Annotated in this window: 22 protein-coding genes; 16 read left to right on the forward strand and 6 right to left on the reverse strand. The window is 60.7% G+C overall.

The features are described from left to right. Positions 1-9: 9 nt before the first annotated feature. Together AC1RME_RS27450 and mmsB are read left to right on the forward strand one after the other, a co-directional pair. Complete coding sequence (locus AC1RME_RS27450; RefSeq protein ID WP_102619357.1) at positions 10-1,536, forward strand: CoA-acylating methylmalonate-semialdehyde dehydrogenase; 1,527 nt, start codon at positions 10-12, stop codon at positions 1,534-1,536. 9 nt (positions 1,537-1,545) lie between these two features. Then, positions 1,546-2,433, forward strand: coding sequence for a 3-hydroxyisobutyrate dehydrogenase (gene mmsB, locus AC1RME_RS27455; RefSeq protein ID WP_493092002.1), 888 nt, complete (start codon positions 1,546-1,548; stop codon positions 2,431-2,433). 94 nt (positions 2,434-2,527) lie between these two features. On the opposite strand, the gene AC1RME_RS27460 is transcribed toward mmsB, so the two are convergent. Beyond that, positions 2,528-2,872 (reverse strand): cupin domain-containing protein, encoded by a 345-nt coding sequence (locus AC1RME_RS27460; protein WP_096818693.1) that lies wholly within the window; start codon positions 2,870-2,872, stop codon positions 2,528-2,530. A gap of 604 nt (positions 2,873-3,476) precedes the next feature. Here AC1RME_RS27460 and AC1RME_RS27465 point away from each other — a divergent pair. The 5 genes from AC1RME_RS27465 to rfbA are packed head-to-tail and all read left to right on the forward strand — an operon-like array spanning position 3,477 to position 9,962. Further along, entirely contained in the window at positions 3,477-4,412 is a 936-nt protein-coding gene (locus tag AC1RME_RS27465) for a DapH/DapD/GlmU-related protein (protein ID WP_255261897.1), read from the forward strand. Beyond that, positions 4,409-5,659, forward strand: a complete 1,251-nt coding sequence (locus AC1RME_RS27470) for a glycosyltransferase family 28 protein (RefSeq protein WP_096818698.1) — start codon at positions 4,409-4,411, stop codon at positions 5,657-5,659. The genes AC1RME_RS27465 and AC1RME_RS27470 overlap by 4 nt, the downstream gene beginning before the upstream one ends. A 22-nt stretch (positions 5,660-5,681) precedes the next feature. Then, positions 5,682-7,859 carry a prenyltransferase/squalene oxidase repeat-containing protein gene (locus AC1RME_RS27475; RefSeq protein WP_096818699.1) on the forward strand — a complete coding sequence of 726 codons (2,178 nt, stop codon included), beginning with the start codon at positions 5,682-5,684 and terminating at the stop codon, positions 7,857-7,859. 54 nt (positions 7,860-7,913) lie between these two features. Beyond that, positions 7,914-8,996: a dTDP-glucose 4,6-dehydratase gene (gene rfbB, locus AC1RME_RS27480; RefSeq protein WP_217993300.1), complete on the forward strand. Its 1,083-nt coding sequence runs from the start codon at positions 7,914-7,916 to the stop codon at positions 8,994-8,996. Positions 8,997-9,038: 42 nt separating this feature from the next. Then, a complete protein-coding gene (rfbA, locus tag AC1RME_RS27485; protein WP_085734075.1) occupies positions 9,039-9,962 on the forward strand; it encodes a glucose-1-phosphate thymidylyltransferase RfbA in 924 nt (307 codons plus the stop codon). Positions 9,963-10,004: 42 nt separating this feature from the next. On the opposite strand, the gene AC1RME_RS27490 is transcribed toward rfbA, so the two are convergent. Next, a complete protein-coding gene (locus AC1RME_RS27490; RefSeq protein WP_493092003.1) occupies positions 10,005-11,150 on the reverse strand; it encodes an LLM class flavin-dependent oxidoreductase in 1,146 nt (381 codons plus the stop codon). A gap of 26 nt (positions 11,151-11,176) precedes the next feature. On the opposite strand from AC1RME_RS27490, the gene AC1RME_RS27495 reads away from it, so the two are divergent. The 7 genes from AC1RME_RS27495 (at position 11,177) to AC1RME_RS27525 (ending at position 20,467) form a co-directional block, all read left to right on the forward strand. After that, positions 11,177-12,181 carry an NAD(P)-dependent oxidoreductase gene (locus tag AC1RME_RS27495; protein WP_493092004.1) on the forward strand — a complete coding sequence of 335 codons (1,005 nt, stop codon included), beginning with the start codon at positions 11,177-11,179 and terminating at the stop codon, positions 12,179-12,181. Positions 12,182-12,411: 230 nt separating this feature from the next. Beyond that, positions 12,412-13,569, forward strand: coding sequence for an acyl-CoA dehydrogenase family protein (locus AC1RME_RS27500; protein ID WP_493092005.1), 1,158 nt, complete (start codon positions 12,412-12,414; stop codon positions 13,567-13,569). Between the two features lie 134 nt (positions 13,570-13,703). Then, the gene (locus AC1RME_RS27505) at positions 13,704-14,804 is read left to right on the forward strand and encodes an efflux RND transporter periplasmic adaptor subunit (RefSeq protein WP_493092006.1); all 1,101 of its coding nucleotides are present in this window, start codon (positions 13,704-13,706) and stop codon (positions 14,802-14,804) included. Continuing rightward, complete coding sequence (locus AC1RME_RS27510) at positions 14,801-17,878, forward strand: MexW/MexI family multidrug efflux RND transporter permease subunit (RefSeq protein WP_096818710.1); 3,078 nt, start codon at positions 14,801-14,803, stop codon at positions 17,876-17,878. Before AC1RME_RS27505 ends, AC1RME_RS27510 begins: the two co-directional genes overlap by 4 nt. 9 nt (positions 17,879-17,887) lie before the next feature. Continuing rightward, a complete protein-coding gene (locus tag AC1RME_RS27515) occupies positions 17,888-19,339 on the forward strand; it encodes an efflux transporter outer membrane subunit (RefSeq protein ID WP_096818713.1) in 1,452 nt (483 codons plus the stop codon). A 129-nt stretch (positions 19,340-19,468) separates the two neighbouring features. Beyond that, positions 19,469-19,834: an ArsR/SmtB family transcription factor gene (locus AC1RME_RS27520; RefSeq protein ID WP_007953843.1), complete on the forward strand. Its 366-nt coding sequence runs from the start codon at positions 19,469-19,471 to the stop codon at positions 19,832-19,834. Positions 19,835-19,909: 75 nt separating this feature from the next. After that, a complete protein-coding gene (locus tag AC1RME_RS27525) occupies positions 19,910-20,467 on the forward strand; it encodes a chorismate--pyruvate lyase family protein (protein WP_096818714.1) in 558 nt (185 codons plus the stop codon). 52 nt (positions 20,468-20,519) lie between these two features. Here AC1RME_RS27525 and AC1RME_RS27530 read toward each other — a convergent pair whose 3' ends face one another. From AC1RME_RS27530 to AC1RME_RS27540, 3 genes are all read right to left on the reverse strand, one after another. Next, entirely contained in the window at positions 20,520-20,795 is a 276-nt protein-coding gene (locus tag AC1RME_RS27530) for a helix-turn-helix domain-containing protein (RefSeq protein WP_085713206.1), read from the reverse strand. Between the two features lie 59 nt (positions 20,796-20,854). Then, on the reverse strand, positions 20,855-21,364 hold the full coding sequence (locus AC1RME_RS27535; protein ID WP_007953834.1) for a flavin reductase: 510 nt from the start codon (positions 21,362-21,364) through the stop codon (positions 20,855-20,857). A 172-nt stretch (positions 21,365-21,536) separates the two neighbouring features. After that, positions 21,537-22,418 (reverse strand): LysR family transcriptional regulator, encoded by an 882-nt coding sequence (locus tag AC1RME_RS27540; RefSeq protein WP_096818717.1) that lies wholly within the window; start codon positions 22,416-22,418, stop codon positions 21,537-21,539. Positions 22,419-22,500: 82 nt separating this feature from the next. Between AC1RME_RS27540 and AC1RME_RS27545 the strand changes: the two genes are divergently transcribed. Continuing rightward, on the forward strand, positions 22,501-23,265 hold the full coding sequence (locus AC1RME_RS27545; protein ID WP_096818719.1) for a sulfite exporter TauE/SafE family protein: 765 nt from the start codon (positions 22,501-22,503) through the stop codon (positions 23,263-23,265). Here the strand turns inward: AC1RME_RS27545 and AC1RME_RS27550 are convergent. Beyond that, the gene (locus AC1RME_RS27550; protein ID WP_096818720.1) at positions 23,255-23,569 is read right to left on the reverse strand and encodes a putative quinol monooxygenase; all 315 of its coding nucleotides are present in this window, start codon (positions 23,567-23,569) and stop codon (positions 23,255-23,257) included. The genes AC1RME_RS27545 and AC1RME_RS27550 overlap by 11 nt on opposite strands. A gap of 201 nt (positions 23,570-23,770) precedes the next feature. On the opposite strand from AC1RME_RS27550, the gene mdaB reads away from it, so the two are divergent. Next, on the forward strand, positions 23,771-24,361 hold the full coding sequence (gene mdaB / locus AC1RME_RS27555) for an NADPH:quinone oxidoreductase MdaB (RefSeq protein ID WP_096818724.1): 591 nt from the start codon (positions 23,771-23,773) through the stop codon (positions 24,359-24,361). The last annotated feature ends 19 nt before the right edge of the window (positions 24,362-24,380 follow it).

Genomic DNA, 24,380 nt, shown 5'->3' on the forward strand with positions numbered 1-24,380 from the left:
GAGACCAGCATGAACGCATCGCTTACGCCCAACGAAACCACGATCCAGAAGGTCAAGCTGCTGATCGACGGCGAGTGGGTCGAGTCGCAGACCACCGAGTGGCATGACATCGTCAACCCGGCGACCCAGCAGGTGCTGGCCAAAGTCCCGTTCGCCACCGCCGCTGAAGTCGACGCTGCCGTCAGTGCCGCCCAGCGCGCCTTCCAGACCTGGAAGCTGACCCCGATCGGCGCGCGCATGCGCATCATGCTCAAGCTGCAAGCGTTGATCCGCGAACACTCCAAACGCATCGCCGTGGTGCTGAGCGCCGAACAGGGCAAGACCATTGCCGATGCTGAAGGCGATATTTTCCGTGGCCTGGAAGTGGTCGAGCACGCGTGCTCCATCGGCAGCCTGCAAATGGGCGAGTTCGCCGAAAACGTTGCCGGCGGCGTCGACACTTACACCCTGCGCCAGCCGATCGGCGTCTGCGCCGGCATTACGCCGTTCAACTTCCCGGCAATGATTCCGCTGTGGATGTTCCCGATGGCCATCGCCTGCGGCAACACCTTCGTGCTCAAGCCGTCCGAACAGGATCCGCTGTCGACCATGCTGCTGGTGGAACTGGCGATTGAGGCCGGCGTTCCGGCGGGTGTGCTCAACGTCGTGCACGGTGGCAAGGACGTGGTCGATGGCCTGTGCACCCACAAGGACATCAAGGCGATTTCGTTCGTCGGTTCGACCGCCGTCGGCACCCACGTTTATGACCTGGCCGGTAAACACGGCAAGCGCGTGCAATCGATGATGGGCGCGAAGAACCACGCCGTGGTGCTGCCGGACGCCAATCGCGAGCAAGCGCTCAATGCCCTGGTCGGCGCCGGTTTCGGTGCGGCCGGTCAGCGTTGCATGGCTACCTCGGTGGTGGTACTGGTGGGCGCGGCCAAGCAGTGGCTGCCGGATCTGAAAGCGCTGGCGCAGAAACTCAAGGTCAACGCCGGCAGCGAGCCGGGCACCGATGTCGGTCCGGTCATTTCGAAAAAGGCCAAGGCGCGGATTCTCGATCTGATCGAAAGCGGTATCAAGGAAGGCGCCAAACTCGAGCTGGACGGTCGCGACATCAGCGTGCCGGGCTATGAGAAAGGCAACTTCGTCGGCCCGACCCTGTTCTCCGGGGTGACCACCGACATGCAGATCTACACCCAGGAAATTTTCGGCCCGGTACTGGTGGTGCTGGAAGTCGACACCCTCGATCAGGCCATTGCGCTGGTCAACGCCAACCCGTTCGGCAACGGCACAGGCCTGTTCACCCAGAGCGGCGCGGCGGCGCGTAAATTCCAGAATGAAATCGACGTCGGTCAGGTCGGCATCAACATCCCGATTCCAGTGCCGGTGCCGTTCTTCAGCTTCACCGGTTCGCGCGGTTCGAAACTCGGCGACCTCGGCCCGTACGGCAAGCAAGTGGTGCAGTTCTACACCCAGACCAAAACGGTCACGGCGCGCTGGTTCGATGACGACAGCGTCAACGACGGCGTGAACACCACCATTAACCTGCGCTGAGGTATGGCCATGAAAATCGCATTTATCGGTCTGGGCAACATGGGCGCGCCGATGGCGCGCAACCTGATCAAGGCCGGGCATTCGCTGAACCTGGTGGACCTGAACAAAACCGTGCTGGCGGAGCTCGAGCAACTGGGCGGCGCCATCCGCGCCTCGGCTCGCGAAGCCGCAGAGGACGCGGAACTGGTGATCACCATGTTGCCGGCCACCGTGCATGTGCGCAGCGTCTGGCTCGGTGAAGACGGTGTGCTCGCCGGGATCGGCAAAGGTGTGCCGGCAGTGGATTGCAGCACCATCGATCCGCAGACTGCTCGCGACGTGGCAGCGGCGGCTGCCAAACAAGGCGTGGCCATGGCCGATGCGCCAGTTTCCGGCGGCACCGGCGGCGCCACCGCAGGTACGTTGACCTTCATGGTCGGCGCCCCCCCGGAACTGTTCGCCACTCTGCAACCGGTGCTGGCACAAATGGGCCGCAACATCGTGCATTGCGGTGAAGTCGGCACCGGGCAGATCGCCAAGATCTGCAACAACCTGTTGCTCGCTATTTCGATGGTCGGCGTCAGCGAGGCGATGGCCCTCGGCGATGCGCTGGGGATCGACACCGGCGTGCTTGCCGGGATTATCAACAGCTCGACCGGCCGTTGCTGGAGCTCGGAAATGTACAACCCGTGGCCGGGCATCGTCGAAACGGCGCCGGCCTCGCGTGGTTACACCGGTGGCTTTGGCGCCGAGCTGATGCTCAAGGATCTGGGGCTGGCCACCGAGGCGGCGCGTCAGGCGCATCAGCCGGTGGTGCTGGGTGCTGTGGCGCAACAGTTGTATCAGGCAATGAGTCAGCGCGGGGAAGGTGGCAAGGACTTCTCGGCGATCATCAACAGCTATCGCAAGCCGCAGTAATCGTCGTCAGGCCTGTGCTTGTCACAGGCCTGAACATCCAATGCAGTAGGTGTTGCCGGGAAATCACGTCGGGTGGTTTCCCGGCTTTTTTGTATCAGGCGAACACGAAATATTTGCGCACAGTCTCGACCACTTCCCAGGTGCCCTTCATGCCCGGTTCGACGACGAAGATGTCACCGGCACGCAGGTGGATCGGCTCCAGGCCGTCCGGGGTGATGATGCAGTAGCCCTCCTGGAAATGGCAGTACTCCCATTTCACGTAATCCACGCGCCACTTGCCTGGCGTACAGATCCAGGTGCCCATGATCTTGCTGCCGTCTTCGCTGGTGTAGGCGTTGAGGTTGACGGTGTGCGGGTCGCCCTCGAGCTTCTCCCATTTGCAGGCGTCGAGTACTGGCAGCGGGTGGGTGTCGCGCAGAACGGTGATAGGTGCGGGCATGACGGCTCCAGGCCAAAGGCAGTTTGAGTCGCCACCCTAACGTTGGTCAGCACTGTCGGAATGTCTGGGTTCGACCTCCAGATGCCTGTTAGCGCTGGAGGGGATCCCCCCTGAAACCGGCCACTTGCACCAATGCTGTGCATACATGACGGTTTTAATACAAGCGCGCACCATAAAAGTTCAATAAATTTTTAGACCAAAACGAGATAACCATCCGGGCACCTATTGCAAAACAAAATCGTCTGTACTATAACATTCGTACTAAAGGACAATCCCACCCTAATGGAGCTACACCAGAGTCACGGACAGACTTGAATCGGCTTTTCTTCACATAAAACTGACTTGGCCATCGGCGCAAGCGTGAACGTCTACCTGTTGTTAATGAATAACGACAATTGAATGAACCGGTCAGTTAATAAGTTGCGCAGACGCAATGTTGTGCGTGCTTTGAATAGAAGCCATAAATAAACAGTTAATTGTTATTTGTGCATCGGCGGAATTATATCTGCGGGATACGCACGCCTTTCGAATTTATATGTGCCCGGCATCAATGGAATGAGGCTTTATTGTGGACGACATAAACGTAATTGAAGTTTCGACGACCGTGAATAACGCGAGTGAATTGGGCCGGCATGTCTGGATTCGTGCTGGCAGCCGCCTGCAAAACGTTCAGGTCGCCGATGATTGTTTCATCGGATTCAAGTGTGATTTGCAGTTCGCCTCCATTGGCGCGTCCAGCATGCTGGCCACCGGCGCACGGTGCCTGGGCACTGCGCAATCACCGGTACACATTGCCGACAATGTCTGGCTGGGCGCCAAGGCCACCGTGACCGCGGGCGTTTCCATCGGCGCGGGAGCGGTGATCGCTGCCGGAGCGCTGGTGACTGCTGATGTACCGGCCGATGCCATCGTGGTCGGCCGCCCGGCGCGAGTCATTGCTCTGCGCACGGTGGTCGAGGACGGCCTGCCGAGCCCGGCGCCGGTGCTGGCGAAAGTCCGGGATCGTGCGCGCCAGGGCTTGCCGTCAATGCTCGATCGGTCGACGCAGTCGGTGCCGCGGCTCAAGGCGTTGAACCCCGACACCGCGACCTGGGACATCAGTGACGAAGCCTTGATCGATGCCGAATTGCGCGGCGGGGCTTCGGTGGAAATCGCCCGGGACTGCATTCTGATCGGACGCAGCAGCCGCCAGGGCGGCATGTCGCAACTGGGCGGCATCGAACTGGGCACTGGCGCTCGACTGGCGCCGGGCGTGGTTATCGAAGCGGCCGGTGGCGTGACCATCGGTGCCTTCAGCGAGCTGGCCGAAGGCGTCACGATTGTTGCGTCTACTCATGATCATTCGTTCCGCTCACTGCCTTGGGAGGAGGCACCTGTGCGCATTGGAAGTCGTTGCGTAATTGGCGAGGGCGCCATCTTGGTAGGTCCACTGAATATCGGTGACGGTGCAGTTATCAAGCCGTACTCAGTGGTGATAAGGGATGTATTGGAAAACACTGTGGTTCATGGCGTTGTTCAACTAATGGAGATTCAAGAATGATTTTATTTGCCCCCAATCCGACCGGTTCAGGCCACAACATGCGCGCGCTTTCGATCGCTCAGGCGATTAAAAAGCAACGTCCGGATATGCCATTGACCGTGGCGCTGGCTTCTTTGCAGCCCACCTTTACGCCGATGTTCGAAAAGTCCGGCGTTGAAGTGGTGGATATTGCCGGTCGTTTGGTCGATTACTCGAAAAAGAGCAACTTGTCGAAAGAACTCGACTGGAATAATTACATTGGCGGTTATATCGCCAATACCTTCTTGTCCGGTGAGCGGATTCTGTCTTACCTGGCCCTGATCGCCGAGTACAAGCCGACCGCCCTGGTGTCTGACTACAACATGGCCGCCTGCCTGGCCGCGATTTTCAGTGGCACGCCGCTGGTGTTCGTGACCGAGCGTTATGATTTCACACTCTGCCAGCTCCAGGATCACGACCTGGCCGACGGTGGTTTCGAAGTCAATGCGCTGGAAATGGCCCGGGCCCGTACCGCGCTGCACAGCCAGTTCAACTGGATGATCAATCAGAGCCAACTGGTGCTGACCGACAAGCCGTACGTGCCTTCCCTCGATCAGGGCACACCGGTCGCCGAAGCGCTGATCAGCGGCAAAGCGCATTTTGTCGGGCCGATGATCCGCGACATCAATGTCCAGAGCGGTTTGAACGTTCGCGAGCAATTGAACCTGGGCGATGCGCCGTTCGTTGTTGCCTCGATCAGCGGCACCACGATGTTTGCGCAGAACAAGGACGCGCTGCTCGCTGCTTACCTTGACAGCTTCAAGGTCCTGCGCGAACGCAATCCGGAACTGAAACTGGTGTTGCTCGGCCGTCAGGATATCCAGGCCCAGGACGGCGTGGTTTGCGTGCCGTACTACCCGGACTGGATGGGCCTGCTGCGCGAAGCCAGTCTGCTGATTTCGGCGCCGGGCTGGATCACCGTGACGGAAATCGCCGCGCTGCAGATTCCGACCCTGTTCGTGCTGCCGTCCAAATCCGAATACCACGAACTCGAAGCGCTGCGCCGCCTGGAGCTGCTCGGTTTCCCGACGCATCTGGGTCACGATCGCGATGCCATCGTCGAGCTGATTCAGGGCGAACTGGAGAAAGACACTCGCGCTTCCGCCTACTACGCGCCTCATCGTCAAGTGGCCGCGCCGGACGGCGAAGGTGCTGCCCGTGCCGCCATGCGCATCATCGAATTGTGTCAGGGCAGTGTTGTGTCGCTGACTGAAAGCAAAGCCGCTTAACCTCAAGGAAGAGGGATTTACCATGCCGCTGCATCCGCAGTTTGTATTTGATCAAGGCCTCAAGGACATTGAGTACGGCGGTTTTTTTGCTGTCACCGATGCCAGTGGCGAAGTCGCGATTTCCACTGACAAGCAGTTGCAGGATCAGGTCGCGGCCACGCTCTACCAGGCCGACCACGGTGACGATGTTCAACTGCGTTTTGCCCACGACGGGTTGATGCGTTTGTACGATGCGCCGAACGCCGGTTTTCACGAGCTCGCTGACCGCTACTGGACGCCGCATGGTTCGGGGCGTTGCCGAACGCTGGCGCTGCAACTGGACGCATTGGAGGCGCTGATTGCCTATCAGCGTCGAGTGCCGCAGGACGCGGCGAACGATGCCGTGATCCACAGCATGCTGGAAAAGGTCGAAGCACTTTACGCCCGTTCCACGGTTGCCGGCCTGTACAGCAGCGACTGGTCGACGCCGCTGGAGCTGGCGACCTCGATCGATCTGGACATCAGCGCCACGGCCTTGCTGGCGCGCATCGGCAACGAGCCGTTGGGTCTGGGGCTGGTCGGGCACTTGCAGATTCACGCAGAAAACCTGATCGGTCGCGTGGCCGGCAGTGACAGTGCATCCTGTGTCGATGTGTCCCTGACCCGCTGCGCCGTACGCGCTCAGGTCAGCCTGGTGCTGGCGCGTCTGGCCGATGTGCGGGACGACAACGCGCTGTCGAACCTGGCCCGTTCGTTCCTGCTGCAAACCCTGTCACTGTTTCGCGACCCGGCCTACGGCGGGTACTGGGACCGGGTAGGCATCAACGGCAAAGTGCGTTGCGACTGGCACACCTCGTACAAGAACCACGAGTCGCCATTCCCGATCAAAACCGCCTACGACGTGGCGTTGCTGTTGCAGGCCATTCAGGCCTTGCCGTCCGGCGCGAGCGAAGCTGACCGGTCTTCGGTGACGGCAGCCTTGCTGGAGTTTCACGACGCCCGCAATGGCGGACTGTTCATGGGCAAGGGCTACTTCTGGTCGACACCTGATGACCCGACCGTGCCGTTCATTCGGCAGTTCTGGGCGCCGCCGCGTCAGCCGGGGATCTTCAGCATCGGCAACCTGACGTACCTGCCGTTGCACTTGAAGAGCCTGAAAACCCAGCTCGCCGCCGCCCACGCCTTGCAGGCCATCGAACCGGCCGCTGCCGTTGCTCATCATGACGATGCGGCGTTGGTAAACCGTGAGCTGCAAGTGATTGATGGCGGTGGCGACGTGCAGCGCATTCACCCGAATGGCGTGCCGACCATCAATGTCGATCTGCAGCGTTATCTCGCGTGGCTGGCCAAGGCCCGGGCGTCGAATGAAACCCCTTACGGGCTGACCGCCGAAACTGCGCCGCTGGGTTTTCGTGCCGACAAAACCTGGCAGGTGTTTTCCGGATTGCACGTGATTTCGGACTTGCACGCCCTGGGTCTGCAAATCGAAAACAAGGCCAGCCTGATCGATTGCATCAGGGCCTCGCAGAACACCGACGGTGGATTTGCCGAGCAGCCGGGGCACCTGAGCGATGTGTTCGCCACCTACTGCGCGGTGTTGTCGCTGCGGGTTCTGGGCGCGTTGCCGAACGATATCGGCGGTTGCGTGCGTTACCTGCAAGCGTGCCAGAACCCCGATGGCGGGTTCGGCGATGTGCCGGGTTTCGGCTCGGACATCTGGCACACCAACCTGGCTGTGTTGTCGCTGCATGCGCTGGAAGCCAAGGCGCCGGACGAGCAGGGCGTGATGGCGTTTGCCTTGCGCTGCCGCTCGGCCGACGGCGGTTTCGCCAACAAACCCGGGTATCCGCCGGACGCCTTTTCGGTGTACCGCGTGGTGTCGACGCTGTTCATTCTCAACCGACGCATCGTCGATGCCGAACAGACCGTCGCCTGGCTGCAGAGCCTGCAACTGGCCAATGGTTCGTTCCACTACCGGCCGGGCAAAGCGGTCAGCCTGGTGGGGACTTACATGGCCATCGCGGCGATGTTTCTGCTCGACGCGCAGCCGACGCATTTGCAGGAATCGAAAGACTGGATCGCTTCCCATCAGAAGCAGGACGGTGGTTTCGGCCCGCTCAATGCGACCTCGGCGACCACCGATGAAAGTTTCGTCTGCATTCAGACGCTGCTGATTCTCGAGCAAGGGCTGTCGCAATACTGGGTGGCATTGTTGAACTGACCTGCACACAGCATCGAAGGACGTTAAATCATCATTTTGCCAGGGGAGGCGCTGATGAAAATTTTAGTGACAGGGGGCGCGGGCTTCATTGGCTCGGCCGTGGTGCGGTTTCTGATCGAAGAGACCGAATGTGAAGTGATCAACGTCGACAAACTGACCTACGCCGGCAATCTCGAGTCGCTGGCCGATGTGTCCGACTCGCCGCGTTATCGGTTCTGTCAGGTGGACATCTGCGACAAGCCGGCGCTGGACGAATTGTTCGCACGGCTGCAACCGGATGCGGTGATGCACCTGGCCGCCGAGTCCCACGTGGACCGTTCGATCGATGGCCCGCAAGCCTTCATCGAAACCAACATCGTCGGCACTTACACGATGCTCGAAGCCGCACGTGGTTACTGGAACCGGCTGGACGCGGCGCGTCAGTCGGCGTTCCGTTTCCATCACATTTCCACCGATGAAGTGTATGGCGACCTGGAACCCGAAGATCCGGCGTTCACCGAGCGTACGCCGTATGCGCCAAGCTCGCCGTATTCGGCGACCAAGGCCGGTTCCGATCATCTGGTTCGCGCCTGGCATCGCACCTACGGCTTGCCGGTGGTAATGAGTAACTGCTCGAACAATTACGGGCCTTATCACTTCCCGGAAAAACTGATTCCTCACGTCATTCTCAATGCGCTGCAAGGCAAGCCGCTGCCGGTTTACGGCGATGGCGCTCAGATCCGCGACTGGCTGTTTGTCGAGGATCACGCCCGCGCCCTGTATGCGGTGGTCACGCGCGGTGAGGTCGGGCAGACCTACAACATCGGCGGCCACAACGAGAAGACCAACCTTGAAGTCGTGCAAACCCTGTGCGATCTGCTCGAAGCGCGCGGGGCGGAAAAACCGGCGGGCATCGCGCACTTCCGCGACCTGATCACCTTCGTCAAGGACCGTCCGGGCCACGACAAACGCTACGCCGTCGATGCCGGGAAAATCCACGCGACGCTGGGCTGGACGCCGCAGGAAACCTTCGAAAGCGGCATGAAGAAAACCGTCGACTGGTACCTCGACAACCGCGCCTGGTGGGTCCGGGTGATGTCCGGTGCCTACGCGCTGGAGCGTCTCGGCGAGCAACGCAACGAAGCCCTCGTGGCCTGAACACACAGTCATTCAAATCTCACTGCTTGAAAGGAAAAAAGCATGGCCAAGTACAAAGGAATTCTGCTGGCAGGCGGCGCCGGTTCGCGTCTGCACCCGATCACCCTGGGCGTCTCGAAACAGTCGCTGCCGGTGTATGACAAACCGATGATCTACTACCCGCTGTCGGTGCTGATGCTGGCGGAAATCCGCGAGATCCTGATCATCTCCACCCCGGAAGATCTGCCGGGCTTCCAGCGCATGCTCGGCGACGGCAGCCAGTTGGGCCTGAGCCTGAGTTACGCGGTGCAACCGAGCCCGGACGGCCTCGCCCAGGCGTTCATCATCGGTCGTGAATTCGTCGGTGAAGACAACGTCTGCCTGGTGCTCGGCGATAACATTTTTTACGGCGCCGGTTTCGGTGAAACCTTGCTGCAAGCGGCGTCTCGCGATGAGGGCGCCACGGTGTTCGGCTACTACGTGGCCGATCCCGAGCGCTTTGGCGTGGTGGAATTCGATGCCGCCGGCAAGGCCCTGAGCATCTGCGAAAAACCGAGCGATCCGAAGTCCAACTACGCGGTCACCGGCCTGTATTTCTACGACAACGAAGTGCTGCAGATTGCCGCCGACATCAAGCCGTCGCCGCGCGGTGAGCTGGAGATTACCGACGTCAACAACGTCTACCTGCAACGCGGCAAGTTGAATGTGTCGGTGATGGGGCGTGGCATGGCCTGGCTCGACACCGGGACCCACGATGCGTTGATGGAGGCCGGCAACTTCGTGCAGGCCATCGAGAAACGCCAAGGCCTGAAAATCGCATGCCTCGAAGAGATCGCCTATAACAAGGGCTGGATCGACGACGCGCAGTTGCTGGTGCACGCGGGCAGCATGAGCAAGACCGGTTACGGTCAGTATCTGGCGCGGCTGATCAACGATGATGTGGTGGTTTCGATGGACGCGCAGCGCCCGCTGAAAGGCGCTGCCTGACCGTTGCGAGATCAATGTGGGAGCACGGATGCTCCCACGGTCTCAGTGGCCGGTCACACTGTCATGTTGCGGGGTTTTGACGCCCGGGCGTGGTTCGGCTGGCGACGGTTGCAGGGACTGCAAACGGGCCAGGCGATTGGCGTGAGTCGGCGCTTCGGCCGCCAGTGGCGAGCGGCGTTTGCGGGTTTCTTCACGCAGCACCGGCAACACTTCCTTGCCGAACATGTCGAGTTGTTCCAGCACGGTCTTCAGCGGAATACCGCCGTGGTCGAACAGGAACAACTGGCGCTGATAGTCGCCGAAGTGCTCGCGGAAGGTCAGGGTCTTGTCGATGATTTCCTGAGGGCTGCCGACGGCCAGCGGGGTCATTTCCATGAACTCTTCCAGGGATGGACCGTGGCCGTACACCGGGGCGTTATCGAAGTAAGGGCGGAACTCCCGACGTGCATCCTGGGAGTTGCGACGCATGAAGATGTGTCCGCCGAGACCGACGATTGCCTGCTCCGGCGTGCCATGGCCATAGTGGGCAAACCGTGTGCGGTAGAACTCGACCAGCGCCATGAAGTGTTCCCGGGGCCAGAGGATGTGGCTGGCAAAAAAACCGTCGCCGTAATAGGCCGCCTGTTCGGCGATTTCCGGAGTACGGATCGAGCCGTGCCAGACGAAGGGCGGCAGGTCGTCCAGCGGTCGCGGGATCGAGGTGAAGTGGTTCAGCGGTGTGCGAAAGCGTCCGCTCCAGTTGATGTCTTCCTCGCGCCAGAGCCGGTGCAGCAGGCGATAGTTTTCCATCGCCAGGGGCAGGGCGTCGGCGATGCTCTTGCCGAACCAGGGATAGACCGGCGCGGTGTTGCCACGGCCGAGCATCAGGTCCATGCGTCCGCCGCAGAGGTTTTGCAACAGCGAATACTCTTCGGCCAGCCGCACCGGATCGTTGGTGCTGATCAGGGTGGTGGACGTCGAAAGAATGATGCGTTGGGTCTTCGCTGCGATGTACGCCAGCAGCGTGGTGGGAGAGGAGGTGATGAACGGGGGATTGTGGTGCTCGCCGGTGGCGAACACGTCCAGTCCGATGTCTTCGGCCTTCTGCGCAATTTTCAGGGTGGCCTGGATGCGCTCGGATTCACTGGGGGTACGGGCGTTGGTAGGGTCCTGTGTGACGTCGCCAACGGTGTAGATCCCGAATTGCATAAAGCCTCCTTGCCTTGGGTAAAGGTGTGTTTGAAACCCTTGCCGCGAAGAATGAATCAACGTGGCACTTGAAATGTACGCCTGTACACGTACAATCGCAATCGTGGGGCATTGTACAAACGGATTTGAAGACCTCATCGAGAGAGGAACACGACATGGAACTGGGATTTATCGGTCTGGGCACGATGGGTGCGCCGATGGTGCTGAACCTGCTGAAGGCCGGGCATCGGGTCCGCGTGTGGAATCGCTCGTCGGCACCGCTGGAAGAGCTGGCCAGGGCTGGCGCCGAACCTGTCGACACCCCCGCGCTGGCAGCGCAGGCCGACGTGCTGATTTCAATGCTTGGCGATGACACGGCGATCCGCTCGGTGTTCCTCGACGCCAAGGCGCTGGACGGTCTGCAGGCCGGCAGCGTTCACGTCAACATGTCCACGGTGTCCGTGGCACTGGCCAAAGAGTTGGCGGCCCTGCACGAGGCGCGCGGCGTCGGTTACGTGTCGGCACCGGTGCTGGGGCGGGTCGATGTGGCGGCCGCCGGCAATCTGAATATTCTCGCCTCGGGGCCTGCCGCAGCACTGGTCCGGGTGCAGCCGCTGTTCGATGTGCTGGGGCGCAAGACCTGGCACTTCGGTGAAGCCGCCGACGTGGCGTGCGCCGCCAAACTGTCGGCCAACCTGATGGTCGCCTCGGCGATCGAGTCCCTGGCCGAAGCCTCGACCCTGGCCGGTGGTTACGGCATCAGTCGTGCGGCGTTCATCGACATGATCACTTCGACGTTGTTTCCCGTTCCGGTCTATCAGGGTTACGGCAAGCAGATGGCTGATGAGAGATTCGAGCCGGCCGGCTTCAAATTGTCACTGGGCCTCAAGGATGTGCGCCTGGTGCTGGAGGCCGGGGAGGCTGCCCAGGTGCCGTTGCCGTTTGCCAGCGTGTTGAAGGACAACTTGCTGGACGGCATGGCTCATGGTCAGGCCGATCAGGACTGGGCATCGCTGTCGCGGGTCAGTGACCGGCGTGCCGGCGTGAAGTAATCAATCGGATTTAAACGCCGTAACTTGCCTTGCTAGTTCGGTTGGAATCTTGCGCTGTTAATTATTGTCGGACAGTTATTTGCCTTTTACTGAAAAGTGAAAGAAGTCTGAGAATAATGCTTGTCAAATGTACGACTGTAGACGTACATTTTTATCGGGGTTTAACAACAATAAAAGTTCGTCTGTTTTTTCGTCTGCTGATCGTAAATAAATAATAGCTAGGAGCCGTTATGAAAAATCTAATGCAATGGAACAGCCTTCCCTCCGAATCCAATGAATGGCTCGAGAAGGTGCGTGCACTGAATCCGCTGATTGTTCAGCACCGCGAGTACAGCGAGCAGACCAATGCGACTCACAAGGATGTGATGTCCCGCTTCTTCAAGGACGGTTTTGGCCGTACGTCGGTCTCCCGGGCGTTCGGCGGCTCCCAGGTCGATATCCAGACCACTTCCGCGCTGGTGCTGGAATTTGCCCGGCATGATGCCTCGCTGTCCTGGCAGCTGGCGGTACAAGTGGCGATGGGGCGCCTCTCGGATTACCTGCCGGAAGCCACTTCCGAAGCGATCTACAACCACTGCGACGGTTTCGTGATCGGCGCCATTCACTCCGGTGGCGAAGCGCTGCCAATGGGTGACGATTACCTGCTGAGCGGCAAGTGGGCCTTCGCCAGCGGCTCGGCCCACGCCGACTGGCTGGTCTGCACCGCCACCGTCAAAGGCACCGAAAACAACACCACCCCGGAAGTGCGGATGTTCTTCGTCCCCGCCAGCCAGTGCACCATTCTGTCGACCTGGGACACCCTGGGCATGCGCGGCACCGGCAGCCATCACTTCCAGTGCTCCAACGTCATCGTCAACAAGGCGTTCTCGCTGGACGTCGAAACTCTGAAAAAATCCCCCGAAGCGCGCAGCTCCCGTGCCTACGCCACCGGCTACTACGAGTTCGGCACCCTGGCAGCAATGTCCACCGTGCTGGGCGTGGCCCGGGCCGCCGTGGATCACTTCCGCAACGACCGTGCGATCAACACCGACCCGGGCCTGGAAGGGGTGATCTTCGAGAAGACCGGCCGCGCCATCTCCTCGGTACACACCGCGCAATTGCTGCTTGAAGATGCCATCCATCAGGTGATCAACCGCGGTGAAACCATCGGTGAACCGGTCAGCGCCCGCGTCGGTCTGGCAGCGTCGGTGTTGACTGAAAACTCGGTCAACGCCGTCAACCAGATCTACTCGATGGCCGGTTCCAAAGCCGTCTACAAGTCGCACTTCCTGGAGCGTTGCTTCCGCGATATTCATACCGGTTCGAAGCACTTCACTCTGTCGCCTTTGAACTTGCACGGTATCGGCAAGTATTACCTGGATAAAACCAACTTACTGGCCGCGGCGTAATAGCGGATAAATAAAACGGGCGCGTTATCAGTGAATGTTCACAGGGATCAATAGCGCGCCCGTTTCAAGTTGCACCTTTATTTTCTTAAATCTCAAACTTTTGTGCTCGCAGTAAAGAGTCAAGGGAGTGCCACATGCTTGCTCGAAATATTATTAAGTCGCTGGTGTTTATTATTCTGGTCGTGGTGCTGTCCGCCGCGCTGGGCTGGCGTTTCTGGTCGCCGCAACCGGCTGCGGCCGAGCAACGTATCCCCAGCACCCGGGTCGGTCTGGCCGTGGTCAAGAAACAACCGTACACCTACTACCTCGAAGCCATCGGCAAACTCGAAGCGCAGCGTCAGGTGCTGGTGTCGGCCGAAGTCAGCGGCAAAGTGGTGGACATCGATTTCGAGTCCGGTGATGAAGTGAAGGCGGGGCAGGTGCTGCTCAAGCTCAACGACGCACCCGAGCAAGGTGAACTGGTTCGCCTGAAAGGCGAGTACGAATCCGCCAAGGCGCAGTTTGCCCGTGTCCAGGAACTGGCCAAGACCGGCGCCGAAAGCCGTCGCGCCTTCGACAGTGCCCGCGCTCAATACGACGCGGCCAAGGGCGACATGGAACGCATGCAGGCGCAGATTGCTCAACGGCACATTCGTGCGCCGTTCGGCGGCACCCTCGGCATTCGCCAGGCGCATCTGGGCCAGTACCTGCAAGCCGGCAGCGCGGTAGCGACCCTGACGGATCCGGGCCTGCTGCGCGTCAACTTCACCCTCGCCGAACGCGATGGCTCGCAAGTGCAACTGGGCCAGACCGTGCAGGCCAAGGTCGATGCCTGGGGTGACGCGACCTTCGCCGGCAAGATCGTTGCTGTCGACCCGCAGATCAACCAGTCCCACACCATCAACGTTCAAGCGGTCATCACCGACACGCAAAAACGCCTGCGTCCCGGCATGTATGCACGGGTCTCGGTGACCCTGCCACAGTCCGCCGAGCTGCTGATTCCGGAAACCGCGATCACCTACAACGCCTACGGCGAGAGCGTGTTCTCGGTCTACACCGACGAGACCGGCGTGCAGAAGGTCAAGCGTGAGTCGATCAAAGTCGGCGAGCGTCGCAACGGCTGGGCGGTGGTCGACAAGGGCTTGATCGAAGGTGTGCAGGTGGTGACTTCCGGTCAGCTCAAACTCCACGACGGCGTGGCGGTGGAAGGCGTGCCGGACACGATTGCTCTTAAACTCAGTGGGCTGGAAAAATGAATTTCACCGACCTCTTTCTTCGCCGCCCGGTGCTGGCCGTGGTGGTCAGCACGTTGATCCTGCTGTTTGGGGTGCGTGCGCTGATGAACCTGCCGATCCGTCAGTACCCGATGCTGGAAACGTCGACCATCACGGTCACGACCCAGTATCCCGGCGCTTCTTCGGAGCTGATGCAGGGCTTCGTCACCCAACCGATCAGCCAGGCCGTGGCCTCGGTCGAAGGCATCGACTATCTGTCGTCGGCCTCGACCCAGGGTCGCAGCCAGGTGACGATCCGCATGGCACTGAACAGTGATTCCATCGCGGCGCTGACCGAGGTCATGGCCAAGGTCAACCAGATCAAATATCGCTTGCCGAAGGACGCCTACGACCCTGTGGTTGAACGTACTTCCGGCGGTTTCACCAGCGTGGCTTACGTCGCGTTCGCCAGTTCCAACCTGACCATTCCGGAAATGTCGGATTACATCTCCCGTGTCGTCGAGCCGATGTTCGCCGGCATCGAAGGCGTGGCCAAGATCAACATCATGGGCGAGCAGAAACTGTCCATGCGCCTGTGGCTCGATCCGCAGCGTCTGGCCGGTTACGGCATGACCGGGCAGGACGTTTCGGCCGCCATCGAAGGCAACAACTTCCAGGCAGCACCAGGCCAGGTCAAAGGCCTGTACGTGGTCAGCAACCTGCGGGTCAACACCGACCTGAACAGCGTCGAAGACTTCCGCGACATGGTGCTGCGCAACGACAACGGCCACATCATCCGTGTGCGTGACGTCGGCACGGTGGAACTGAACGCAGCCTCCACCGACACCAGCGGCGCGATGAGCGACGTACCGGCGCTGTTCCTCGGTCTGGACGCCGCGCCGACCGGCAACCCGCTGGTCATCGTCAAACGCGTACGTGAATTGCTGCCGCAGATTCAGGAAACCCTGCCACCAGGCGTGACCGTGCAGATCCCGTTCGAAGTGGCGCACTTCATTCAGTCGTCGATCGACGAGGTGAGCTACACCCTGCTCGAAGCGCTGGTGATTGTGGTGCTGGTGATTTACCTGTGCCTGGGCACGTTCCGCACCGTGCTGATTCCGCTGGTGACGATTCCGCTGTCGATGCTTGGCGCGGCCATGCTGATGCAGATGTTCGGCTTCAGCCTCAACCTGCTGACCCTGCTCGCCATGGTGCTCGCCATCGGGCTGGTGGTGGACGACGCCATCGTCGTGGTGGAAAACGTTCACCGTCACATCGAAGAGGGCAAGACGCCGTTCGACGCTGCTCTGATCGGTGCCCGTGAAGTGGCCGGGCCGGTGGTGGCGATGACCTTCACCCTGGCGGCGGTGTACGCGCCGATCGGTCTGATGGGCGGCCTCACCGGCACGCTGTTCAAGGAGTTCGCTCTGACCCTGGCGGGCGCCGTGGTGATTTCCGGCATCGTCGCCCTGACCCTGTCGCCGATCATGAGTACCCGTCTGCTGGACGCGAAAACCAGCGAAGGTTTCATGGCCGTCAAGGCGGACCGTTTCTTCCAGTACCTGTCCCGTCGCTATGGCGCGCTGCTCGGCGGTTCGCTGGCACGTCGCTGGATCAGCCTGAGCGTGGCGCTGGTGATCTTCTTCAGCCTGCCGTTCCTCTATCGCTCGGCGCAGACCGAACTGGCGCCGCTGGAAGACCAGAACATCCTGCTGACCGCGATCAAGGCGCCGCAGCACGCCAACCTGAATTACCTCGAAGCCTACGCACACGAGCTGTACAAGACCTTCAACGAAATCCCCGAGGGCTACAGCAACTGGGTGGCGAACGGTTCCGACGGTCTGTCCAACAGCGTCGGCGGGATCAACCTGGTGGACTGGGAAAAGCGTGGCCGCGATGCCAACACCATCCAGCCTGACTTGCAGGCACGGGTGAACCAGATCGAAGGCACGAGCATTTTCGTGTTCCAGATGCCGCCGCTGCCGGGCTCTACCGGTGGTCTGCCGGTGCAGATGGTGATCCGCAGCGATCAGGATTATCTGGCGCTGTACAACGTGATGGATCAGCTCAAGAAAGCGGCTCAGGCCAGTGGCCTGTTCGCGGTGGTCGACAGCGATCTGGACTTCAACAACCCGGTAGTGGAAATCCAGGTTGACCGCGCCAAGGCCAACGCCCTGGGCATCCGCATGCAGGACATCGGCGAGACGCTCAACAGCCTGATCGGCGAGAAGTACGTCAACCGGTTCTCGTTCCACGGTCGTTCCTACGATGTGATCCCGCAGTCGGTGTCGGCGGATCGCCTGACCCCGGAAACCCTCAAGCTGTATTACGTGAAGGATCAGAAGGGCAACCCGGTGCCGCTGTCGACGCTGGCCACCCTCAGCGTCAAGGTCGAGCCGAATCGCCTGACCCAGTTCAACCAGCAGAACTCCGCCACGTTCCAGGCCATTCCGGCGCCGGGCGTGACGTTGGGCGATGCGGTGGGCTTCCTGCAGAAGCAATCGGAAAACTTCCCGGCCGGCTTCAGTTTCGACTGGCAGTCCGATGCCCGCCAATACGTGCAGGAAGGCAACAGCCTGGCGTTCACCTTCGGCCTGGCTCTGGTGATCATCTATCTGGTGCTGAGCGTGCAGTACGAGAGCTTCCGCGACCCGTTCATCATTCTGATCAGCGTGCCGCTGTCGATCTGCGGGGCTTTGGTGCCGCTGGCGCTGGGCATGACTTCGATGAACATCTACACCCAGATCGGCCTGATCACGCTGATCGGTCTGATCAGTAAGCACGGGATCCTGATGGTCGCGTTCGCCAACGAGTTGCAGCGCCAGCAAGGCATGGACCGCGTGCAAGCGATCCAGCACGCCGCGCAAGTACGTTTGCGGCCGATCCTGATGACCACCGCTGCCATGGTGGTCGGCCTCGCGCCCCTGTTGTTCGCCAGCGGTGCCGGCGCCAACAGCCGCTTCGGCCTGGGCCTGGTGATTGTGGTGGGGATGCTGATCGGTACCTTGTTCACGCTGTTCATTCTGCCGTCGGTGTACACGCTGCTCAGTTCGATCAAGCAACCGAGCCACGCACCCGAAGCCGAACCGGCCGGTGTGCCGCAACCCATCCTGTGAGGACGTGACATGTATTCGATTACACGTTTGATGCTGGCGCCCCTGGCGGCGGCCATCCTGTTGGCGGCGGGTTGTGTGAACTACGCCGGGATCGATCATCAGAGCAAATTGCTGGCGGTCGGCGATGCGCCGTCCGACAGCCTGAAAGACAAGTTGCCACCGGCCCAGTGGCCGCGTGCGGACTGGTGGACGTCGCTGGGTGATCCGCGTCTGGGCGCGTTGATCGAAGAGGCGTATGCCAGCAACCCGGACTTGCAGGAAGTCGCTGCCCGGGTCGCCAAGGCCAACGCATTTCTCGACCTGCGCGATGCCGAGCGTTACCCGGAAATGGACGCGTCGGCAGGTGTCACTCGCGGCCGGCTGTCGCGCTTCGAGGACTACAGCGGCGAGGGTGAAAAGTACTTCACCGCACGCAATCTGGCGGTGAACTTCAGCTACACCTTCGACCTCTGGGGCGGCCAGCGTGCCGCCTGGGAATCGGCGCTCAACAGTGCACGAGCTGCGGAAGTCGACCTGCAATCGTCGCGGCTGATTCTGGCGACCAACGTGGTCAAGGCTTACAACCAACTGGCGTACGCCTGGCAGGTGTCGGAGCTCAACCAGCGCGATCTGGAACGCTTGAGCAAATTGGTGGAGCTGACGGATTCGCGCTACGGCTCGGGCCTCGACAACCTGTCGCAACTCAAGCAGGTGCAGAGCCTCAAGGCACGTTCGGAATCAACCCTGATCGGCGCCAATGAAGACATCGAAATCGCTCGGCTGCAATTGTCGGCGCTGATTGGCAAGGGCGTCGACCGTGCGCACACGCTCGAGCGTCCATCGAACCTGCAGGCCAGCGTGGTGGCATTGCCGGCGCAGTTGCCGGCCCAGTTGCTCGGCCGTCGTCCGGACATCGTCGCTGCGCGTTGGCGAGTGGAGGCCGAGACCAAGAACGTCGAGGCGGTGAAGACCACGTTCTACCCGAACATCAATCTGGTGGCGGCGGCGGGTTCGCATGCCTTGATCGGTGATGCGATGTTCGCCGGGGTCAGCAAGTTCTGGAATGTGGCGCCGACGGTGTCGCTGCCGATCTTCGATGCGGGTCGTCTGCGCTCCGATCTGAAGGCCGGCAACGCTGAACTCGACAGCTCTATCGCGCAATACAACCGGGTGCTGAATTCGGCGTTGCATGAGGTGGCGATTTCGGTGACGCAGTTGCGTTCTTTCGAACAGCAAATCGTCGTGCAGCGCGATGCCTGTTCGATTGCGCAGTCGTCCTACGATCTGTCGCAGTCGCGCTACAAGGCCGGGGAGGACACGTTCCTCGATGCCCTGAATATCGAGCAACAATTGATTCAGGACGAAATGCGCCTGGCCTTCCTCAACAGCAAGCACATCGACAGTTCGGTTTCGTTGATGGCGGCGCTGGGCGGCGGGTTCCAGGCCCCCGCGCTGGAGACGGCACAGAGCAGTGCTCTGTAGTGTTTTTCGGGACGCCGCCTTCGGGGCGGCTGTCGCGGGAAAAAGGCATCTTGTGTATAGTCTTACTGTTCTCGTATAGACGAATACAAGCCGGATTATTCCCGCCTATATCATCAAGGGTACCTACCTATGAACGTCCCGAATCATCCCAATCAGGATCAGATCCTTCTGGAAAATGTGCTGAACGCATTGGGAAGCCCGCTACGCCTGACCGTATTGAAAGTGTTGTCCGATGGCCAGGAACATCCATGCGGCCGGATCCTCAAGGGCGCATCGAAGTCGACCATGACTCACCACTGGCGGGTCCTGCGCGACAGCGGTCTGATTTGGCAACGCCCCTACGGCCGGGAAAACCTGCTGTCCTTGCGTCGTGAAGACATGGACGTGCGTTTCCCGGGGCTTCTCGACTCGCTGCTGTCGGCGGTCAAGACCGATGAACAGACCATCAGCGTGATCAGCAAACACGAAGTGACCGAAGAAAACGGAGCCGAGTGACAGACACCGCCGGTGAAGGGTTGGCCTTCCACGGCAACCAATCAATTCACCATCACCAGGAAGGTGTGTGCGGGTATGGATACAAGTCATTACTGGTCGTCGCGACCCCTGTCGGAATTGACCGGCTCCGAGCATCACTGGCTGTTTTTGCCCGGGGCACTGACCCCGCGTCTGAAAGCCATGGGCGACTATTCAATCGAAGTGGTCGAGCAGTCCCATGGCCCGCTCAATCCTGAAGAAGCGCAAGCGCTGAACGTGCCACCGGCGACCATCGGCTGGGTGCGTGAAGTGGTGATGAAGCTCGATGGCGAGGCCTGCGTCACCGCGCGCAGCCTGACCAGCATGCCGGCGCTGAACGGCGACTGGGCGGATCTGAACGGCTATGGTCGCCGGCCGCTGGCCGAGATTCTCTACACGTCGGACCAGACCCTGCGCGAACCCTTCCAATGCGCCTTGCTGTCCCCCGGCGCACCGTTGGCGGCGCTGTCCTATCGCTACGCGCCGCAGGCCAAACGGTTGTTGGCCCGACGTTCGCGTTTTACCCGCAATGGTTCTGCGCTGCTGGTCTGCGAGTGCTTCCTGCCGGCGTTCTGGGCACGGGTCGAGTACGCTCAGGCGCTCAAGTCGGCCTGACAAAATGAAACCTGCGGGAGCGAACTCCCGCAGGTTTTTTTTCGCAAGTTGTTCAGAGCCGGATGACCGCTTCGATCTGCTTGATTGCCGGCGTCAGGGCCTGCGCCAGCTCCTCGGCTTTCGAGGTCGGGCGCATGGTTCTGGATGAGCGCAGAAACAGAGGATCATCGAACCGCTTGCGCAGTCGTGCCAGCGATCCGCTGATGGCGGGTTGTTTGACGTGCAGGCGTTCGGCCGTGCGTGACACGCTGCGTTCGCGGAACAGCACCAGGAAAATGATGATCAGGTTCAGGTCGATATCCGCGAAGTTGTCTTCATTGAATAGCATGGTTACATCCCTGTCATGACCCGCCGGCTAGCAATCTGCGATGCCGGCGGGTGTCTGGATCACTGCTCGGGTGCCAGGCGCAGTTCGTCGTTCAGACGGTAGTAACTGCGGTTGAAATAGACCAGGCCTTCCGTGGCCTCGCTGTGTTGCTGCAGCTCGAGGATTTCACAGTAGAAGATGCTGTGAGTGCCGACCTCGTCGACCTTGCTGACCCGGCAATCGAGGCTGACCAGCGCCTCTTCGATCACCGGCGAGCCGGTTTTCAATGTCTGGCAATTCACACTGGAAAAACGCTCCTGCATGCTCAACTGCCGATTGGCGAACGCCCCGGAGGTCGACTGGTGATCGCCGGTCAGGACGTTCACGCACAGCACGCCATTGGTCTTGAAATGCTCGTGATTGGACGACGAGCGATTGACGCACACCAGCAGCGTGGGCGGTGAATCCGTCACGCTGCACACCGCCGACGCGGTAAAGCCGAAACGCCCCGCAGGGCCATCGGTCGTGACGATGGTGACGGCACTCCCCAGCATCGCCATTGCATTACGAAACTCCGTTGAATCAACCATCGCGTCACCTCATTCCATGTAGGTTTAATGGAGCCGATCCGTTCTTCCTTGTCCGTTGTCGTTGTGCGAAAACGGGTATCGGGCAACACGTTCGCTCTGGCGATATAGTACGTATGTATCCGTACCTTGCAAGCTATTCCTTGTGCTTATTTTGCAGATGAAAAGATAAATCTCAGGGGAGTGCCAAGGCTTGCAGCAAGGCTGTGGCATAGGCCGGCAACGTGGAGAAATCCCGGGCGCACAGCAACAGTTTGCGCATGGCCCACGCTTCATTCATCGGCAGGGACTTGAAGGCCTGCGGTGCGGCACGCTGGACCGCCGCCAGCGGCACGATGCCGATGCCGGCGCCCCGGGCCACCATGCGCATCACGCCGTCGAAGCCATCGGCGCGGATGCGCATCTGCATCCGCGAGCCGCTGTGCAGGGCCTGTTCTTCCAGGTACACCGCCAGTGCGCTGTCGGCATGCAGGCCGACGAAGTCATGGCGCAGGGCGTCGCTGAAACTGACTTCAGTCGCATCAGACAGTGGATGTTCCAGAGGCAGAATCAGCACCAGCGGATCATCGCGAAAGGCTCGGGTCTGCAAGTCGGAGGTGTCGATCGCGTCGGACACAATGCCCAGATCCGCCGCGCCCTGGCGCAAGGCATGGGTGATGCGAGCGCTGGGCAACTCCTGCAAATCGATGTCGAGATTGGGGTGCTCACGCAGGAAATCCGCCAGTACCTCCGGCAGGTATTCGCTGAGCGCCGTGGTGTTGCACAACAGACGCACCTGGCCTTTGACGCCTTGGGCGTATTCGGCCAGATCCTGCTGCAGGCGGTCGGCCTGTTGCAGCAACACCCGCGCATGTTGCGCCAGGGCTTTGCCGGCCGGCGTCGGCGTAACGCCACGGCGCCCGCGCTCAAGAAACTCGGTGCCCAACGAAGCCTCCATCGCCCGGATCCGCGCACTGGCCGCCGCCAGCGACAGATGACTGCGCGCGGCGCCGGCGGTGATGTTGCCGCTGTCGAGGATGTGCAGGTACAGGCGCAGGTCGGTGAGGTCGAAGTGCATGACGCGTGGCTCTTGCTGAGAGAGAGGCTGCCTCAGTGTATGACAGATTTTCAGCTCATCCGCGCAGGCGCACAGTATCGCCATGAACGCACTCGCAGATTTTTATCAAAACCTCGGTCTGGCCCTGTCATTGCTGGTGATTGCGACCTTCGTCGTCGCCGGCCTGATCAAGGGTGTGATCGGCCTCGGCCTGCCCACTGTCGCCATGGGTTTGCTCGGTCTGGCTATGGCGCCGTCGCAGGCTGCGGCGTTACTGATCATTCCGGCAACCTTGACCAACGTCTGGCAACTGGCGTTCGGCGGGCATTTGCGCGGGCTTGTGAAACGGCTGTGGCCGATGCTGCTGGCTATCTTTCTCGGCACGGCGATCGGCATCTTGTGGATCGGCATGGAGGGTGGGCATTGGGTGGTGCGCGGACTTGGCGCGGCGCTGTTGCTCTATGCGCTGAGTGGATTGTTCCTGCCGGCGCTGAGTGTCAGTCGCCGCCATGAACCGTGGCTGGGACCGCTGTGTGGCGTGGTCACCGGCGTCATCACTTCGGCCACCGGCGTGTTCGTGATTCCCGCCGTCCCCTACATGCAGGCACTGGGTTTGAACCGCGACGAACTGGTACAGGCGCTGGGCCTGTCCTTCACCGTGTCGACCCTGGCGCTGGCCGGTGGATTGCTCTGGCGCGGGTCGCTCGGCGGCGCAGAATTGAGCGCCTCGTTGCTGGCGCTGATCCCGGCGGTGCTCGGCATGCTGTTCGGCCAATGGCTGCGCCAGCGCATCAGCGCCGTGCTGTTCAAGCGAGTGTTCTTCATCGGTCTGGGCGCGCTCGGCGCCCATCTGTTGATCAGCGGCTAGCGGACGAATCGCTGAGCATGTCGATCGGACGGATGTCGAAATCCCGCTCCAGATACTCCATGCGCTGAGCGAGAAACTGCTGCATGTGCGGCAGGTTCGAGTGCACGTCCAGGTGCGCCTGGGTTTCCCAGATCTCGTAGAAAATGAACAGGCTCGGATCTTCCTTGTCGCGCAGCATGTGGTACTCGATGCAGCCGGGTTCGGCGCGGCTCGGCTCGACGTAGGCGCGGAAAAACGCTTCGAAGGCCTCGGCTTTTTCCGGGCGGGTCTTGGCGTGCAGGATGAAACCCTGGCGTTCGCTCATCGTAAAAAACTCCTCAGATTCAGATGGCGGCCAATCCTAAGGCAACAATCGGCATTCGATTCGTGCGTTTTACTCAAATGAATTTTGCGCAACCGCGGCTTATTCCGCGCGAGGCGCATCGTTAATCTGCCGCCATCCAGTTTTTCCCCTTCTCCATCCGGCGCTATGCGCTGCGCATCGGAATCCGATCGAGGCTGTCCCATGAAAAAAGTGCTGTTGCTCAACGGCGGTAAAAAATTCGCCCACTCCGACGGTCGCTACAACGCCACCCTGCACGAAGCGGCGCTGAGCGTGCTGGATCGCGGCGGTGTCGACGTCAAGACCACCTTCATCGACGAGGGTTACGACATCGCCGAAGAAGTCGCCAAATTTCTCTGGGCCGACGTGATCATTTATCAGATGCCGGGCTGGTGGATGGGCGCGCCATGGACCGTGAAAAAGTACCTCGACGAAGTGTTCACCGAAGGCCACGGCAGTCTGTACGCCAGCGACGGTCGCACCCGTTCCGATTCCTCGCAGAAGTACGGCAGCGGCGGTCTGATCCACGGCAAGCAATACATGCTGTCGCTGACCTGGAACGCGCCGCAGCAGGCGTTCGATGACCCGACCGACTTCTTCGAAGCCAAAGGCGTGGACGCCGTTTACTTCCCGTTCCACAAGGCCAACGAGTTCCTCGGCATGACCGGCCTGCCGACCTTCCTCTGCGTGGACGTGATGAAGCGCCCGAACATCGAAGCGGATGTGGCACGTTACGAGCAGCATCTGACCGAGGTGTTTGGCCTCAAGGCCTGACGCTCGGCTACTATCGAAG

This window comes from Pseudomonas sp. GW822-FHT03F08 (genome assembly GCF_058801265.1).